General features: G+C 25.0%; 16 protein-coding genes and 1 pseudogene. All 17 read left to right on the top strand.

Annotated elements, in window-relative coordinates; all coding sequences use genetic code 11:
* Positions 1 to 1,152, top strand: coding sequence for a glycosyltransferase family 4 protein (locus ACTG46_RS15405; protein ID WP_479923129.1), 1,152 nt, complete (start codon positions 1 to 3; stop codon positions 1,150 to 1,152).
* A gap of 34 nt (positions 1,153 to 1,186) precedes the next feature.
* Positions 1,187 to 1,972, top strand: a complete 786-nt coding sequence (locus tag ACTG46_RS15400) for an ABC transporter permease (protein ID WP_479923128.1) — start codon at positions 1,187 to 1,189, stop codon at positions 1,970 to 1,972.
* A gap of 14 nt (positions 1,973 to 1,986) precedes the next feature.
* Positions 1,987 to 2,718: an ABC transporter ATP-binding protein gene (locus tag ACTG46_RS15395; RefSeq protein ID WP_479923127.1), complete on the top strand. Its 732-nt coding sequence runs from the start codon at positions 1,987 to 1,989 to the stop codon at positions 2,716 to 2,718.
* A gap of 83 nt (positions 2,719 to 2,801) precedes the next feature.
* A pseudogene (locus ACTG46_RS15390) lies at positions 2,802 to 3,035 on the top strand (glycosyltransferase family 2 protein); the annotation flags it as partial.
* Positions 3,036 to 3,295: 260 nt separating this feature from the next.
* Positions 3,296 to 3,475 carry a hypothetical protein gene (locus ACTG46_RS15385; protein ID WP_479923126.1) on the top strand — a complete coding sequence of 60 codons (180 nt, stop codon included), beginning with the start codon at positions 3,296 to 3,298 and terminating at the stop codon, positions 3,473 to 3,475.
* A 153-nt stretch (positions 3,476 to 3,628) separates the two neighbouring features.
* A complete protein-coding gene (locus tag ACTG46_RS15380) occupies positions 3,629 to 4,021 on the top strand; it encodes a hypothetical protein (protein WP_479923125.1) in 393 nt (130 codons plus the stop codon).
* Positions 4,022 to 4,035: 14 nt separating this feature from the next.
* Positions 4,036 to 6,906 (top strand): glycosyltransferase, encoded by a 2,871-nt coding sequence (locus ACTG46_RS15375; RefSeq protein WP_479923124.1) that lies wholly within the window; start codon positions 4,036 to 4,038, stop codon positions 6,904 to 6,906.
* Positions 6,907 to 6,978: 72 nt separating this feature from the next.
* Entirely contained in the window at positions 6,979 to 8,886 is a 1,908-nt protein-coding gene (locus ACTG46_RS15370; protein WP_479923123.1) for a hypothetical protein, read from the top strand.
* A 51-nt stretch (positions 8,887 to 8,937) separates the two neighbouring features.
* On the top strand, positions 8,938 to 9,906 hold the full coding sequence (locus tag ACTG46_RS15365) for a glycosyltransferase family 2 protein (protein ID WP_479923122.1): 969 nt from the start codon (positions 8,938 to 8,940) through the stop codon (positions 9,904 to 9,906).
* Positions 9,887 to 11,278 carry an NDP-hexose 2,3-dehydratase family protein gene (locus ACTG46_RS15360; RefSeq protein ID WP_479923121.1) on the top strand — a complete coding sequence of 464 codons (1,392 nt, stop codon included), beginning with the start codon at positions 9,887 to 9,889 and terminating at the stop codon, positions 11,276 to 11,278. Before ACTG46_RS15365 ends, ACTG46_RS15360 begins: the two co-directional genes overlap by 20 nt.
* A gap of 2 nt (positions 11,279 to 11,280) precedes the next feature.
* On the top strand, positions 11,281 to 12,243 hold the full coding sequence (locus ACTG46_RS15355) for a Gfo/Idh/MocA family protein (protein WP_479923120.1): 963 nt from the start codon (positions 11,281 to 11,283) through the stop codon (positions 12,241 to 12,243).
* A gap of 15 nt (positions 12,244 to 12,258) precedes the next feature.
* The gene (gene rfbC / locus ACTG46_RS15350) at positions 12,259 to 12,828 is read left to right on the top strand and encodes a dTDP-4-dehydrorhamnose 3,5-epimerase (protein WP_479923119.1); all 570 of its coding nucleotides are present in this window, start codon (positions 12,259 to 12,261) and stop codon (positions 12,826 to 12,828) included.
* Entirely contained in the window at positions 12,821 to 13,735 is a 915-nt protein-coding gene (locus ACTG46_RS15345; protein WP_479923118.1) for an NAD-dependent epimerase/dehydratase family protein, read from the top strand. Before rfbC ends, ACTG46_RS15345 begins: the two co-directional genes overlap by 8 nt.
* A gap of 12 nt (positions 13,736 to 13,747) precedes the next feature.
* Positions 13,748 to 14,929 carry a UDP-galactopyranose mutase gene (gene glf / locus ACTG46_RS15340; RefSeq protein WP_479923117.1) on the top strand — a complete coding sequence of 394 codons (1,182 nt, stop codon included), beginning with the start codon at positions 13,748 to 13,750 and terminating at the stop codon, positions 14,927 to 14,929.
* Positions 14,919 to 15,311 (top strand): GtrA family protein, encoded by a 393-nt coding sequence (locus tag ACTG46_RS15335; RefSeq protein ID WP_479923116.1) that lies wholly within the window; start codon positions 14,919 to 14,921, stop codon positions 15,309 to 15,311. The genes glf and ACTG46_RS15335 overlap by 11 nt, the downstream gene beginning before the upstream one ends.
* Positions 15,312 to 15,330: 19 nt before the next feature.
* The gene (rfbA, locus tag ACTG46_RS15330; RefSeq protein ID WP_479923115.1) at positions 15,331 to 16,197 is read left to right on the top strand and encodes a glucose-1-phosphate thymidylyltransferase RfbA; all 867 of its coding nucleotides are present in this window, start codon (positions 15,331 to 15,333) and stop codon (positions 16,195 to 16,197) included.
* Between the two features lie 3 nt (positions 16,198 to 16,200).
* Positions 16,201 to 17,259, top strand: a complete 1,059-nt coding sequence (gene rfbB, locus ACTG46_RS15325) for a dTDP-glucose 4,6-dehydratase (RefSeq protein ID WP_479923114.1) — start codon at positions 16,201 to 16,203, stop codon at positions 17,257 to 17,259.
* Positions 17,260 to 17,356: the final 97 nt, after the last annotated feature.

Genomic DNA, 17,356 nt, shown 5'->3' with positions numbered 1-17,356 from the left:
ATGAAAGTAAAAATAGCATTAATTTCAGAAGCATTAGGAGGTGGAGTGAGAAGACACATAATAGATCTTATGAAAAGTTTAGATAAAGATAAATTTGATATTTATTTTCTATATAACTCCCATAGGGCAGATGATGTAATGCTAGAGGAGTTCCCAAACTTAATAAATCTAGGTATTCATTTGATAGAGATTAAGAGTCTAAGTAATAAAATAGGCTTAAATGATATTGTCGCATTTAAAAATATTTATAGTGTATTAAAAAAAATAAATCCAGATATAGTACATTGTCATAGTTCAAAAGCTGGTGCAGTAGGTAGAATTGCGGCTAGACTTATTGGAGTTAAGTTTGTATATTATACACCACATGCATATGTTTTTCAAAATATTTATTTATCCAAAATAAAAAAAGAAATATATATATTTATAGAAAAAATTTTAAGTAGATATTTTACAACTAAAACTATAAATGTTTCTCTTGGAGAGAAAAATTATGCACTAAATCATAATATAGATAAATGTGATAAATTTATTGTAATTTACAATGGTATTAAGGAAAATAACAGTATAGGCAATATTTTTATTAAAAATAAATTAGAGAGAGAATTTAAAATAGATACACAAATTATGACTATAGGTGTTGTATCACGAGTTGATGAACAAAAAGATCCTGTTACATTTATCAATATAGCTAAAGAAACATTAAATAAATATTCAGATGTGAAATTTATTTATGTTGGAGATGGTGATTTATATAAAACTATGAAAGAACAAGTATTACAAGAGGGATTAGAAGAAAAGATTATATTCACAGGCTTTAGAAAGGATACAGAAGATATATTGGGTATTTTTGATATAGTATTAACTACATCATTATATGAAGGAATGCCATATGTGTTGATTGAATCTCTTGCTTCATCATTACCAATTGTTGCCACTGATGTTGTTGGAAATAATGAGATAGTTGTTAATAATAAAAATGGCTTATTGTTTGAAGTTGGTAATCATATGCAAGGATTTAATTGTTTAGAAAAATTGATTGAAAATAAGGATATGATTGAAATCATGAAATTAAAATCTTTAGAGATATATGAAGATAAGTTTACTTTGGATGTAATGATGAATAAATATGAAAAATTATATAATATCAATTGATGTAATTGAAATAAAGTAAAGAATAGGTGTGTGTATGAATAAATTAAAGATAATGTTATTAGGTTTTTATAAGTATAAAGACCTTTTATATGAACTTGTAACAAGAGATATTAAAATTAGATATAGACGTTCAGTTTTAGGTCTTTTATGGACTATATTAAATCCTATTTTAATGATGTTAGTAATGACAGTTGTATTTTCACAACTATTTAGATTTGAAATTGAAAATTATCCAATATATTTTTTTGCTGGAAATATATTATTTTCATTTCTAACAGAATCTACAACAAACTCTTTGCACTCTATGATAGAAAGTAGTAGCTTAATTAAAAAAGTTTATATACCTAAATACTTATTTCCTCTATCAAAGGTAATATCCAGTTTAGTAAATTTATTTTTTTCGTATGTTGCTATGATGATTGTTATGATTATTACTAATGTACCTTTTAAGTTTACCATGTTACTTTCTCCAATATTAATTCTATATATTAGTATGTTTGCTGTAGGTTTAGGTCTGATTTTATCAACTATGATGGTATTTTTTAGAGACATAGCACATTTATATAGTGTAATAACTTTATTATGGATGTATTTAACACCAATTTTTTATCCTATATCTATATTAAAAGAAAAAACTGTTTTAGCTTTAACATTGAATCCAATGTATCATTTTATAACCTATTTAAGGAATCTGGTACTATATGGAACTGTCCCAAGTTTTCAAGATAATATTATTTGTTTTTTAATTGGAGTGACATTTCTATCATTTGGATTATTTGTTTTTTATAAAAAACAAGATAAATTTATTTTATATATATAATGAGGTGTGTATTTTTGGAAAATATTATTGAGGTTAAAAACGTGTCTATGATGTTTAATAAAAGCCCTGAAAAAGTTGATAATATTAAGGAATATTTTGTTAGATTATTAAAAAAGCAACTTATGTTTGAAGAATTTTGGGCTCTTAATGATTTATCTTTTTGTATCAAAAAAGGAGAAGCAGTTGGAATTGTAGGTTTTAATGGGTCTGGAAAGAGCACAATTTTAAAGATTATTGCTCAAGTAATGAAACCAACAAAAGGAATTGTTGAAGTAAAAGGAAATGTTGCACCATTAATAGAACTTGGTGCAGGGTTTGATGTGAATCTTTCCGCAAAGGAAAATATATTTTTGAATGGAGCAGTGCTTGGATATAGTAGAAAGGACATGAGGATTAGATTTGAAAGTATTATAGATTTTGCAGAACTTTGGGATTTTGTTGATACTCCACTAAAGAATTATTCATCTGGTATGGTAGCTAGGTTAGGTTTTTCTATAGCTACATCAATTGTTCCAGATATACTTATTGTAGATGAAGTTTTAGGAGTGGGAGATTATAAATTTCAAGATAAATGTCAAAAAAGAATGAATGAGATAATATCAAGTGGAACAACAGTTATCTTTGTTTCTCATACAATTGATCAGGTTAGAGAATTATGTAATAAAGTGATATGGCTTGAAAAAGGAACGTTAAAAATGATTGGAGATACAAAAGAGGTATGTGATAAATATATGGGATTAGTATAAGGAGCTGAATACATGCATGAATATAAAATTAGTGCAATAGTTCCAATATATAATGCAGAAAAGTATATAGAACATGCAATTCATCATTTCTAAATCAAAGTATAGGTTTTGAAGTGATGGAAGTAATTTTAGTAGATGATTGTTCTACAGATAGAAGTGGATTTATCATAGATGAATATGCAAATAGATATGATAATATAAAAATAATAAATTTGGAAAAAAATAGTGGCTTGCTTGGAAAACCAAGAAATAAAGGTCTAGAAATTGCAACATGTAAATATGTAATGTTCTTAGATCAAGATGATTTTTTGATGTAGTTGTATCATTTGAAACCATTGAATATATAAGTCAAGATCAATAAACGAAATTTTTAAAAGAAATTAAAAGAGTTCTTAAAAAAGATGGGATATTAATTATCTAAACACCAGATAAATATGTATCAACAGAAATTATAAATAATAATAAAGAGAATATCTATCATATACATGAATTTGAAGGAAATGAGTTTAAAGAATTTTTAGGTGTGTTTTTTTCAAATATAAATATACTCTATCAAAACATTGTAGAAATGTCCATTTTGAGTGAAGAAAATAATGTTAATGGCAGATATCATGTTTTTACATCGAAAAATTTCACATCTGCAAAACTACCACAAATTATGATAGCAATATGCTCTAATGTAGATATAAAGAGTATATATGTTCTACAGTACTACAACGAAATGTTTAGAAAGATTAAATATGGAGTACTGTATTAAGATTTAGGTAATAGGTTTGTGGAAGAAAATAAATTATATGAAATTATGGAATTTAAAAACAACAACTTTAATATTAAGTTTTCACTTAATTCTAATGATGTAAAAGAATTAAGATTTGAACCGTGCTAATATCCTTGTAAGATTAAAAATTTAATGATAAAATCTAACTTAAATTTAAAAATAGTTCCTAAAAATGATACATACTCAGATGAAAATGAAAATATATTTATGCATTCAGATCCAATCTACATAATAAAATCAGATGAAGATAATTATGATATATACAATGTTAAAGAAGTTGAAATAAGTGGAGCTATAGTTAAGATATCCGATATTGAACTTCAAAATTATTACAGTGAATGTTTAAATAATGAAAAAATTAAAAATGATAAAATAATGAGATTATTAGATGATAATAATTTAGAGCTTGAAAGAAAAACATTAGAATTAATACAAACTGAAAAACATTTCAATGATATAATGAATTCTAAAGCTTGGAAGATATTAATATCGATAAGAAAATTGAAAAAAATCTTTTATAAATAATAGGGAGTAAATTAATGAAATTACTAGATAAGGCTATATATTTAAAAAAGGCATGTTTAACAAAAAATAAAAAAAATATATTAAAGAAAGTATATTATTCTATTAAAAAAGGTGGTTTAAAAAATCTAAAACAAGATATTTTAGGTGTTATGTATGCTGCTTACAAGGAAGACAATTTGTATAAAAAAAGAAAGCACATATATATAAATCAACAAGAAGAAAAAATCATTTTAGATGATGTATCTGGAAAAATATCAGTTATAGTTTGTACTTATGGTAACTTTGACAATATAAAGCGTATAGAAAAAAGTTTGGAAGAGCAAATCTATAAAAATTTTGATGTAACATATGTTATATCTGAAAAGTATAGAAAAAATATAAACGATGAAGGTAAAAAAATTTATTATTGCGAAAAAATTGATGGGTCAATTTTAAATGAAGTTATTAAAAAAGTAGAAAATTCATATTTTTTAATAATTGATGTGGATGATTATCTTCCTCCAAATGCACTATTAAATTTTGGAAAGATGTGTCAAAATAATGATTCTATTTTAATTTATAGTGATGAATGTTTATATGATTTTGATAGTGAAGAGGTAAAAAAATATTTTTTAAAGCCTAAATTATCTACAATCTATTTTTACAATAAATTATATATAGAGCATTCTGTACTATTAAAAAAGAAAGAATTTATGGCGTGGGGAGGCTTTGACAGTAAAATTGAAAATTTAGACTCTTTGTTAAAATATGCTACTTTAAAAGTTTTAGAGTTTTCAGATAGAATAATACATATAGAGAAGATATTACTATTAAGAGATGTGAAAGAAAACAATGTATGTGATTATACTTATAACTCAAGTATGATAAAGAAACATTTAAATAATATAGGGATAGAAGCAAATGTTAGGCCAAATTTTACTTATGATTCTTATGATATAGATTTACCAATAGAAGAATTAGAAACAATCTCTTTATTAGTAATTAGTGAATGTAAAGATGATACATTGAAGTGTGTTAATAGTATTGTATGTAATACAAAATGGATAAACTTTGAAATTATAGTGGTTGCAGAAGATAATGTGTGTGAGTGTGTTTATAACGAACTTTCATATTTAGATAATTTAAGATTGTGTAAATATGGTGGTAATTTAAGTTATGCTGAAAAATGTAATTTAGGAAACTCTAAAGCAGTTGGAAAGTATATAGTTATTTTAAAAGATTTCATATCTATGAAAGATGATAATTGGTTAAGCAATATGGCTCAATGTTTTAGCTTTAAAGATGTTGGTGCTGTATCTCCAAAAATTATTAATAAACATGAAGGAATAAAATATTCTGGAATTATTTCTGGAGGATACGGTTTTTTCCCTATTCCATTTGATGGTGAAAAAAATATATTGTATAAGGGATATAATGAAATATCTTTTACTACAAGAGAAATATCAATTTTATCTTCAAGTTGTTTTATGATTAAAAAAGAATTATTCAATAATATTTGTGGATTTGATGAAATAAATACACCAAATGAGTTTTCAAATGCAGAATTATCTTTTAAAATTCAAGAACATAATAAAAAATGTATATTTTGTCATGATAGTTTAGTTATTTCAATTAAAAAATATGATGAATATGATAGTTGGTATAATATTAAAAGTAAATCAGGATATTTGCATATGTTGAAAAAATGGAGTAATTATTTATCTGACGACCCATATTATACAAAAACGATGCAAATACAAATAATTAACAATTTTCCTTATAACTTTAATATATTTCAAAATAGTAAAATTAGAGTTAATGATGATAATTTTTCTGGAAGAAATATTTTAATTATTAGTCATGAATTATCAATGACAGGAGCTCCAATAACATTGCAGTATGTTGTGAAGGCACTTATAAAAAATGGAGATTATCCAGTTGTTCTTTCGCCTAAAGATGGAAAATTAAAGGATGAATTTTTAAAAGAAGGTATTCCTGTTATAATTGATGATTCTATATATGGAACTGATAATTGGATGAATCTTGCAGAAAATTTTGATATAATTATAGTAAATACTATAGTACAATATCTTAATATAATCGAACTAAGCAAAACATCAATACCAACTTTATGGTGGATTCATGATGCTAGAGAAGGGTATGAACTGTATATGAAAGATATAATACCTAACAAAATTGGAGATAATATTCATGTATTTTGTGCAGGAATCTATGCAAAAAATGTGTTGAATGATTATAGGCCATCCTATAATCCAGATGTATTTTTATATGGTTTACCAGATTTTTCCATGAATGTACCAGAGATTCCTAACTATAAGTTAGAAAATGAAGAAGAAAGACTAATATTTGTAAATGTAGGAACTATTGAAAAAAGAAAAGGTCAAGATGTATTAGCTAAGGCTATTTCTAGTCTATCTACATCTTATATAGATAAATGTAAATTTATTTTTATTGGCAAGAAAATTTCTGATAATATTTATGACAGTTTGATTGAAATTAAAAAAAGTTTTCCTGAAAATATAGAATTAATTGATGAAGTAAAAAGAAGTGATATTATGGATATTTTCAATCAAGCAACATGTATAATATGCTCATCTAGGGATGACCCAATGCCTGTTTTTATGACAGAAGGAATGATGATGTCTAAAATATGTATTTGTTCTGAAAATACAGGGACAGCTACATTGATTGAAGATGGGAAAAATGGATTTGTTTACACTAATAATGATCATAAAGAATTAGCTGATAAAATTATGTATGTTATTGAAAATAGTGATAAAATTGATTCTTTAAAAAGAGAAAGCAGAAAAACCTATGAAAATTATTTTGCTATGGATATTTTTGATAATAATTTATTAAATATAATTTCTGATATTATTGACTAAATCCTTATATAATACATAAATTAAATTATTTTTATTTTAATAATTTTTAAAAATAAATATAGGAGGAAATATATGAGTTATATTAATAAAAAAGAGAATGAAAAATATAAAAAAGTATTTTACTTTCTTGTTCCAATATTGTTAATTTTGATGTGTTTATTGAATCTAGGGTTAAAATCTTTTATAGGCATGTCAATTATTATTATGATAGTAACTTGTATCTATGCTTTATTCTATCTTGCCTTAAAAATGAGTGGAAGTATAGAGACATTAAAAGCACTTAACAGTAAAGAAAAAAAATATATATTATTATTATCTATTATATCTATAATATTTGTATATTCAGAAATAAGTAGAGATAATTTTATATATTATGGTGATTTTTCTAATTTTTGGAGTTTAGCATTACAACAAATGGAGAGTTTTATAAATAATCCATTAATTGCTCTAAAAAATTCATACATTAGCATATGTTCTGCAGAACATAATATCTTTATGCCAACTATTATAGCTATACCATTAAAAATTTTAGGTGGAAATTATATAAGTTATGTTCTATTATTAGAAATTATGTTTATTATCCCAACTTGTGTTATATATGCACTTATTACAAAAAAAATAATTATTAAAGCGAATTATAAAAATATAAACTTTTCAATATTATTTTTATTTTTTTTAATATTACCAAGTTTATATTATCCTACATTAAATGGCTACATAGATATTGTATGTGTTTTTATAGTTTCTTTATGTATACTTTTAACAATGGAAATTGATTTTTTGAAGTTTGATAAGAAAAAGTGTATAGTTCTTTCTGGTTTATTATTGACTTTAGTTTTAATGAGAAGAGCATATGGTTATTGGGCAGTAGGATATGTATGTAGTTTATTTATATATATGATTTTTAATATTTTAACAAATATAAAAGATTATAAAATAATTATTAGAGCATATATGAAAAATTTTATATTTATTTTTATTATTTGTAGTTTTATTTTGGTGATATTTTTCCCTCATTTTTTACAAAATATAGCAACTAGTAATATAAGGGCTGTTCATTCAGCATGGAATATGACTTCTCCAAAAGAAAAAATAATGGAATTTGTAAATTATTATGGTGTGTATATGATAATATTATCAATATTATCAGTGATAGTAGCATTTAAAAATAAGTATTTAATGAGATTTGTAATAGCTAATATTATAAATATATTAATTGTTATAATATTATTTTCTAATATACAAATGGGACCTCATCAATACTACCAGATTACAGGGCAATTGTCTTTACTAGTTATAATTACTATATTAAAATTATATAATTCAAAGCTTAATAAAAAAAATATAATAATATTTTTTATTTGTATTTTGCAAGTGGGTAATTTTTTATATGCATATAAATTTATTAAAGCATATAAATTTGAAAAATACTTGTTCACAGAAAGAATATATGAACCAAGAAAAAGAGCTGATATAGATCAAATTAATATCCTTTATGCAAAAATAGAAAGCTTAATAAAATCAGATAGTCTTATTTATATTTTATCAAGTTCAGATGTATTAAATGATGATTTAATACGATGTCTTAAGCTTCCAGAAAAAATAAGTTTTCAAGATAAATTAACTAATAGCTATCAAGTAGATTTAAGAGATGGTTTTCCAATTGAATTTCTCAAGTCTGATATAATTATTGTTCCTGATCCTATACAATACCATTTAAAACCTAAGGATCAACAAGTTGTAATAACACTTGCAGAAGAAATGTTAGATAAAAATTCCATAATAGGAGATAATTTTAAATTAGCAGATAGTACATTAATAGAAAAAAATGTAAATGTAAAGATTTATGTAAAAAATAAGGAATTTTCATTAGAAGAAATAAACTATTTAGAATCTAAATTTGAATCTTCATATAAAGATTACCCTAACTTATTTAAGGATAGATTTGAAGAATTTAAAAATCAAAGAGATTTAAGATAAGTTTTTTAAAACTTAATTTATTATGATTTAAAGTATTGAAAGGATAAAGTTATGAAAAAAATAAGTGTAATTGTACCATGTTTTAATGAAGAAAGAAGTGTACATATTATGCATAAAAAAATTACTGACATGTTTAGTGAAGAGTTAAAAGAGTTTGATTATGAATTAGTTTTTGTTGATGATTACTCTGTTGATAATACTAGAAATGAGTTAGAAAAAATATGTATAAATGATAAAAAAGTAAAAGCTATTTTTAATGCTAAAAACTTTGGATTTAACAGAAATGTTTTTTATTCATTAATGCAAGGGAGTGGAGATGCAGTATTTTTGGTGTTTGGAGATTTACAAGATCCACCAGAATTACTTTTAGAATTCGTTAGAAAATGGAATCAAGGTTATAAAGTTATACTTGGCCAAAAAATAAAAAGTAAAGAGAATAAGTTTGTATATTTTCTTAGAACTATATTTTATAAAATGATGGATAGCATATCACAGGTAAAACAAATACAACATTTCAATGGATTTGGTTTATATGATAAGGATTTCGTTAATGTAATAAAGACTATTGATGATCCACAACCATATTTGAAAGGTATTGTTGGAGAGTTTGGAATGAAACAATGTATTATAAAATACAATCAGGAAAAAAGTGCAAGAGGGAAGTCTAATTTTAATTTCTTCAAATATTATGATGTTGTTATGTTGGCAGTCACTTCATATACTAAAATATTAATGAGAATAGCTACATTTATAGGTGGATTTGTAGGTATAATTAGTCTAATAGTAGCAATAATCATTTTTATAAATAAAATTTTAAACTGGGATACATATCCAATTGGAATAGCTGCGCTAACAGTTGGAGTATTTTTTATAGGAGCAGTGCAATTATTTTTCATAGGGATTCTTGGAGAATACATATTGAGTATTAATACGCGTACATTAAAAAGACCATTAGTAGTAGCAGAAAAAAAAATTAACTTTGAAGATGGAGATATAAAAATTGAAGAATACAATAATTAAAATTGTTGAGTCTTGGAATAATAGTGAAGGAAATATAAATTCGATAGAAGATATAAAAAACTGGGTAAATGATTTGAATAAATGTATTAGTGTTAATATAAATAAAATAAGTCTATGTGATAGTGGTTTTTGGTACTATAATAACCTTGAAGGTGAAATTGTAAATATAAATAAAACTTTTTTTTCAATCAAAGGAATTAAAAAAAAGGTAAATGATAAAATAATTTTAGAACAACCTATAATCATTCAAAATGAAATTGGATACTTAGGTATATTGTGTAAGGAGTTTAATGGAGTGTTAAACTTTCTTATGCAAGCTAAAATTGAACCTGGAAATTTAAATAAAATTCAAATTTCGCCAACAATACAAGCGACTAAAAGTAATTTTACCCAAAAACATGGTGGCAGTAAGCCAAAATATTTGGATTACTTTATAAATGCATCTAACTATGATATCATAGTGGATCAAATTCAATCTGAACAATCTTCTAGATTTTATAAGAAAAGAAATAGAAATATAATTATAAAAGTTGATGAAGACATCGAAGTATTACCAAATTATAGATGGATGACATTAGGTCAAATTAAAATGCTGATGAAAATAGATAATATGGTAAATATGGATACTAGAACAGTAATTTCATGTATTCCATTTTCATCTGTCAAATTAGATGATTTACAGTTTAAGAAAATATATAATTTGTTTAAAGATAAAGCTTTATTTCATTCTATTTTTTATGGTGAGAACGAAAATTTGTTGCCTAAAATTTATCACCATATGAATAATTATAAAATGTTTGATAATAGCAAGATAGAAATTGTTAGTTTAGAAAGTTTAAATTCATGGGAAATGAAAGAAAAAGAATTTGTATCTAAAAAACCATATAATTTTAAAGTGGTATTTTGTGATATTTCAATTGAAGGAAGAGAAGTAAGTCAATGGACACAACCATTATTTGAAGCAAATGGAGTAGCGATATTTGGTCTTTTAATGTGCAATGATGAGGGAATAAAAAAATTTTTAGTTAATTTAAATTCTGAAATTGGATGTTTTGATTCAATTGAATTAGGTCCAAGTGTTCAAATTGAGCCAATTGATAAAAATAGGACCTGTAATGAAGTAACAAATTTATTTTTTAATTGTTTGGATTCTAGAAAAAATATAGTTTTTGATAATTTATTATCTGAAGAAGGTGGTAGATTCTATCATGAACAAAATAGAAATGTTATTATTGAAGTTGAAAAGTCAGATTTAATAAATGTACCAGAAGGATATTTATGGATTGATTATAAGTCTTTAAATACAATGGTACAATTTAATAATTGTTTAAATATTCAATTAAGAAATTTATTATCTCTTTTGGAGGTGTAAGATTGAGAAAAATAAAGATTGGTGTTGTGGGAGCTTCAGACATTGCTTTTAGAAGGTTTATGCCAGCTCTTATTAAGAATAATAAATTTGAGTATATTGGGATTGCTTCAAGAGATACTGAAAAAGCACAGAAATTTAATGAAGCATATGATGGACTAATTTTTTCTAATTATGATGAAATTATTTATAGTGATAAGGTAGATGCATTATATATACCTTTACCACCAGCTCTTCATTATAAATGGGCTTATAAGGCTTTAAAAAAAGGAAAGCATGTTTTTTTAGAAAAACCATTTACAACAGATACTGATGATACTATTAAGTTAGTAGAGTTAGCCACAGAAAAAAAACTAGCTTTACATGAAAATTACATGTTCAAATTTCATAGTCAATTAAAATATATTAAAGGATTAATTGATGACAAAATTATAGGCGATATAAGATTAATTAGTATATATTTTGGATTTCCAATGAGAAATTCAAATGATTTTAGATACAATAAACAATTAGGTGGAGGAGCTTTGTTGGATTGTGGCGGTTATACAATTAAACTGGCATCTTATTTATTGGGAAATGATACTAAAGTTTTAACATCAAAGTTAAATTATTTGAATGAGTTTGATGTTGATGTTTTTGGTTCTGCAACATTACAAAATGAAAATGGCACTATAGCGCAAGTTTCTTTTGGTATGGATAATTCATATAGATGTGATTTAGAAATTTGGGGTAGTAAAGGTTGTATTTCAACAAATAGAATTTTCACAGCTCCTTCAGACTTTAATCCACAAGTTATTATTAAAATTAATAATGAAGAAAAAATAATTAATTTAGATTCAGATGATCAGTTTTTTAATTCAATTGATTATTTTAGGAATTGTATAAATGATGCAGACACTAGAATCAATTCATATAATGAGATTATAAAGCAAGGTAATTTAGTCCAGGCTATAATTGAAGCTAAATAAAGGAGTTGAAAAAATATGAAAGTTACAGATTTAGGCATAGAAGGTGTGAAGCTAATAGAACCAATTATACATGAAGATTTTAGAGGATATTATATGGAATCATACTCTTTAAGAAGTTTATTGGATATTGGAATAAAAAATATATTTGTACAAGACAATCACTTATTATCTCTTAAAAAAGGAACAATAAGAGGTATCCATTTTCAAAATATGCCCAAAGCTCAAGCAAAATTAGTAAGATGTACTAAAGGTAAAATTATAGATTTTGCCATAGATTTAAGAAAGAATTCTCCCACATATAAAAAATGGGTTTCTATTGAATTAAGTTCTGATAATAAAAGACAGTTATTTATACCTAGAGGTTTTGGACATGCATGTATATCACTTGTTGATGATACAGAAGTACAATATAAAGTTGATGAGTTATATTATTCAGAACTTGATAGAGCTATATCATGGAATGATCCAGAAATTAATATAGAATGGGAAATAGATTCTATTATATTATCTGATAAAGATAAAAAAGCACCATATCTAAAAGATAGTGATGTAAATTTTGTTTATGGAGAATGTGATTATGAATAGAGTTATTGTTACTGGAGCAAGTGGTTTTATAGGCAAGGCTCTTTGTAAATTATTGATAGAAAATAAGGTATTTACATATGCTATTGTTAGAGATATACAAAAAATAAAAGATTTAAAATGCAGTAAATACATTGAAGTTATTGAAGCAGATTTTAGTACATATGAAAAAGTTATATCTAATATAAAAGGAGATATAGATGCATTTTATCATTTTGCATGGGATGGTACATATGGTCAAAAACTTACAGACTATGAATTGCAATTAAATAATATTAAAAATACTTGTGATACTCTAATATTAGCTAGCAAGATTGGTTGTAAAAAATTTATTCTAGCAGGAACAATTAATCAACTTGAAATAAAAAAATATATTAATATGGAAAAGTGTGAACCTAGATTAGCCTGTGTTTATGGCACTTCTAAACTTGCATGTGAAATGATGTGTAAAACTTTAGCATATAACAATTGTATAAATTTTAATACAGCAATTATTAGTAGCGTATTTGGACCAGGAGATAGATCTAAAATGATACAAAATGTATTGATTAAAAAATTTATTGATGGTGAAAAACCCAAATTAGTTAAAGGCGATCAGTTATATGATTGGATATATATTGATGATGTTGTTAACATGTTATTTGAGATAGGTAAAAAAAGTGTAAACTTTAGAGAATATTACATTGGAAATATTGAATTAAAAACATTTAAAGAAATAATTCTAGAAGTTAAAGATATTATTAATCCCAATTTGGAAATTATATTTGGAGAACTAAAGGAAACATCAGTTATAGATTATTCTCAAATTAATTTAAATTCAGTATATGAAGATACTGGATATTTACCAAAATGCGATTTTAGAGAAAGTATTTTAAAGACAGTAGAATGGGTAAAAACATTGAATTTCTAGAGGAGTGAGAACATGTTTGATGTTATAGTAGTAGGAGCTGGATTTTCAGGTAGTGTAATAAGTAGAAAATTAGCAGAAGATAAAAATTTAAAGGTTTTACTTTTGGAGCAGAGAAATCATATAGCTGGAAATATGTATGATGAAATTGACGAATATGGAGTTTTGGTACAAAGATATGGACCACATTCATTGACTACTAATAAACCCTGGATTATAGAATATCTAAGTAAATATGGGGAATGGTTTGAACATGATATAAAGGGGTTTAGTTTTTTTGATAATAAATATATTAGATTACCTTATAATTTTAAAACTATAAAACAATTATTGCCTTTAAATGAAGCTAATTATGTAATAAATAAATTGCGTGAAAAGTTTAAAGGTAGAGATAGAATTTCTATCTTTGAGATGATTGAAGATGAAGATATTAAAATTAGAAATTTTGGAGAGTTAATTTTTGAAAAGGCATATAAACCATATGTTGCAAAACAATGGGGATTAAATACAGATGAGATAGATAGAAGTGTTTTAAATAGAGTGCAAATGACATTATCATATGATGAGCGTTATATAAATAAAGATTTTCAGTATATGCCTCTTGGAGGATTTACAAATATATTTAAGAATCTATTAGACCATAAGAATATAGATGTAAGACTGAATTGTAATGCTATAGAAGATTTAATTTTAGATGAAGAAAATGGTTTTGTCACACATAAAAAAGAAAAAGCTAAGTGTATAGTTTTTACAGGTGCAATAGATGAACTATTGAATTGTAAATTTGGAAATTTACCTTATAGGTCATTGGACATAAAATATTATACGGAAAAAACTGATGCTTTATTGCCAGCAGATATAGTCTCCTATCCACAAGTTAAGGGCTATACAAGAAAAACTGAATATAAAAAATTTAATGGACAAAATTATAATCCTTATACTACAATATCAATAGAATATCCTTTAGAATATAATAAAGAAAATAAAATAGGAAATATGCCATATTATCCAGTTATTAATGAAAAAAATAGGATGCTTTATGAGAAGTATCATCATGAATCTAAAGTATATAAAAATTTGTTTTTATGTGGTAGATTAGCTGAATATAGATACTATAATATGGATGATGTAATAGAACATGCATTTGATGTGTTTGATGACATAGTAACGTATTTGGAGAAAAATAATGAAGATTAATTTTAATAATTTATTAGTTAAGTATAGAGAAGGAATTGCATATATTATATTTGGTATACTTACAGTAATAGTTAACACTGCCGCTTTTATTTTATTAAACAGTAGTTTTTTGGGTATTCTTGAAGCAAACACAATTGCTTTCTTTATAGCAGTATTATTTGCCTATTTTACAAATGCTAAATATGTTTTTAAAACGAAGAATACTTTAAAAAAATTTATTACTTTTTTAGGAATGAGGCTTTTTACACTTATTTTTGATAATCTTGGAATGTTACTTTTAATAAATTCAGGAATGGATGAACTTATATCAAAAATAAGCGTGAATTTTTTTGTTATATTATTAAACTATATTTTTAGTAAATTTATGATATTTAAAAATTAAATTTGGAGGAGTATATTATATGAAAGGAATCATACTTGCAGGAGGATCTGGCACACGTTTATACCCACTAACAAAATCTGTATCAAAACAGATATTACCTATATATGACAAACCTATGATATATTATCCTTTATCAACACTGATGCTTGCTGGTATAAGAGATATATTAATTATATCAACTGAACGAGATGTTTCTATGTTTGAAAATTTATTGGGAGATGGCAATGACTTGGGGATACATCTAACATATAAAATTCAAGAAAAACCAAAAGGATTAGCAGAAGCTTTTATTATAGGTGAAGACTTTATTGGAAAAGATAGAGTTGCTTTAGTGCTTGGGGATAATGTATTTTATGCAAGGGGATTCTCTGAAATGTTGCAAAACGCTGTAAATATAAAGTATGGAGCAGTGATATTTGGATATAATGTCCCAGACCCAACACAATTTGGGGTAGTAGAATTTGATAAGAACTGGAATGTAATATCATTAGAAGAAAAACCAAAAAATCCAAAATCTACATATGCAGTTCCTGGATTATATTTTTATGATAATGAAGTAGTTGAAATAGCTAAAAAAATAAAGCCATCTGAAAGAGGCGAATTAGAAATAACAAGTATAAATAATGAATATTTAAAAAGGAAAAAGTTAAAGGTAGAACTTTTGGGTAGAGGTATGGCATGGCTTGATACAGGAACATCAGAAGGGCTTCTTGAAGCTGCCAATTTTGTTTCTATTGTACAAAAAAGACAAGGTCTTTATGTTGCATGTATAGAAGAAATAGCATATAGGAAAGGTTATATAACAAAGAATGATTTAATTAAATTAGCTAGTCCTATGTTAAAAACTGATTATGGTAAATATCTTATTCGTATAGCGGAGGAATAATTAATGAAAAATATTTTAGTTACAGGAGGAGCTGGTTTTATAGGGTCTAATTTTATTAGACATATGTTAAGTCTATATGACTATAATATAATAAACTTAGATTTACTTACATATGCTGGAAACCTTGAAAACTTAGTAGAATTTGAAAATTATAAGAATTATTTTTTTATAAAGGGTGATATTACAAATAAAATGCTAATCGAAGACATATTTGATAAGTATTTTATTGATACAGTTGTGAATTTTGCTGCGGAATCTCATGTTGATAGAAGTATAAGTAATCCAGAAATATTTTTAAAAACAAATGTTTTTGGGACTCAAGTACTTTTGGATGTAGCTAAAAATAAATGGAAATACAATCCAGATGATAAATATTGCTTTAAGTTTATGGATGGTGTTAGATTTATACAAGTTTCAACTGATGAAGTTTATGGAACATTAGGAAAAAAAGGTCTATTTACCGAAAAAACACCAATATCTCCTAATAGCCCATATTCTGCATCAAAGGCAAGTGCAGATATGTTTGTAAGAGCCTATTATGAGACATTTAAATTGCCTATTAATATTACAAGATGTTCTAATAATTATGGGCCATATCAATTTCCAGAAAAACTGATACCATTAATGATAAATAATTGTGAAAATAACAAACTATTGCCTATTTATGGTGATGGTATGCAAATCCGTGATTGGCTTCATGTAAAAGACCATTGCAGAGGAATTGATGTTGTTTTGCATAAAGGAGAAGTTGGAGAAGTGTATAATATTGGTGGAAATAATGAAAAAGCAAATATAGATATAGTAAAAATTATAATCAAAAGACTTAATAAAAATAAAGGTTTAATTACTTATGTAGATGATAGGCCAGGACATGATAGACGATATGCGATTGATAATACAAAAATAACTAGAGAGCTTGGGTGGAAACCTTTATATACATTTGAAGATGGTATATATGAAACTATAGATTGGTATGTAAATAATAAAAGATGGCTAGAAAGAGTCGTTTCAGGTGATTACTTAAAATATTATTCTAACATGTATGCCTTGTCTTACAGATAATAAGGATTTTAAGTGTTGCCTTGATTTATTTAAATCCTATTTTTTGATTAAGATTATTTTACAAAAAATTATAAATTATGATAAAATGATTAGGTAA

The organism is Clostridioides sp. LIBA-7678 (assembly GCF_056716065.1).
Note: the sequence above shows the minus strand (reverse complement) of the source record. Positions and strands in the feature narration are given on the sequence as shown.

Coding starts and splice junctions, on each gene's coding strand:
- ACTG46_RS15405 (WP_479923129.1), top strand. CDS start 1: ATGAAAGTAAAAATAGCATTAATTTCAGAAGCATTAGGAGGTGGAGTG.
- ACTG46_RS15400 (WP_479923128.1), top strand. CDS start 1,187: ATGAATAAATTAAAGATAATGTTATTAGGTTTTTATAAGTATAAAGAC.
- ACTG46_RS15380 (WP_479923125.1), top strand. CDS start 3,629: ATGATAAAATCTAACTTAAATTTAAAAATAGTTCCTAAAAATGATACA.
- ACTG46_RS15375 (WP_479923124.1), top strand. CDS start 4,036: ATGAAATTACTAGATAAGGCTATATATTTAAAAAAGGCATGTTTAACA.
- ACTG46_RS15370 (WP_479923123.1), top strand. CDS start 6,979: ATGAGTTATATTAATAAAAAAGAGAATGAAAAATATAAAAAAGTATTT.
- ACTG46_RS15365 (WP_479923122.1), top strand. CDS start 8,938: ATGAAAAAAATAAGTGTAATTGTACCATGTTTTAATGAAGAAAGAAGT.
- rfbC (WP_479923119.1), top strand. CDS start 12,259: ATGAAAGTTACAGATTTAGGCATAGAAGGTGTGAAGCTAATAGAACCA.
- ACTG46_RS15345 (WP_479923118.1), top strand. CDS start 12,821: ATGAATAGAGTTATTGTTACTGGAGCAAGTGGTTTTATAGGCAAGGCT.
- glf (WP_479923117.1), top strand. CDS start 13,748: ATGTTTGATGTTATAGTAGTAGGAGCTGGATTTTCAGGTAGTGTAATA.
- ACTG46_RS15335 (WP_479923116.1), top strand. CDS start 14,919: ATGAAGATTAATTTTAATAATTTATTAGTTAAGTATAGAGAAGGAATT.
- rfbA (WP_479923115.1), top strand. CDS start 15,331: ATGAAAGGAATCATACTTGCAGGAGGATCTGGCACACGTTTATACCCA.
- rfbB (WP_479923114.1), top strand. CDS start 16,201: ATGAAAAATATTTTAGTTACAGGAGGAGCTGGTTTTATAGGGTCTAAT.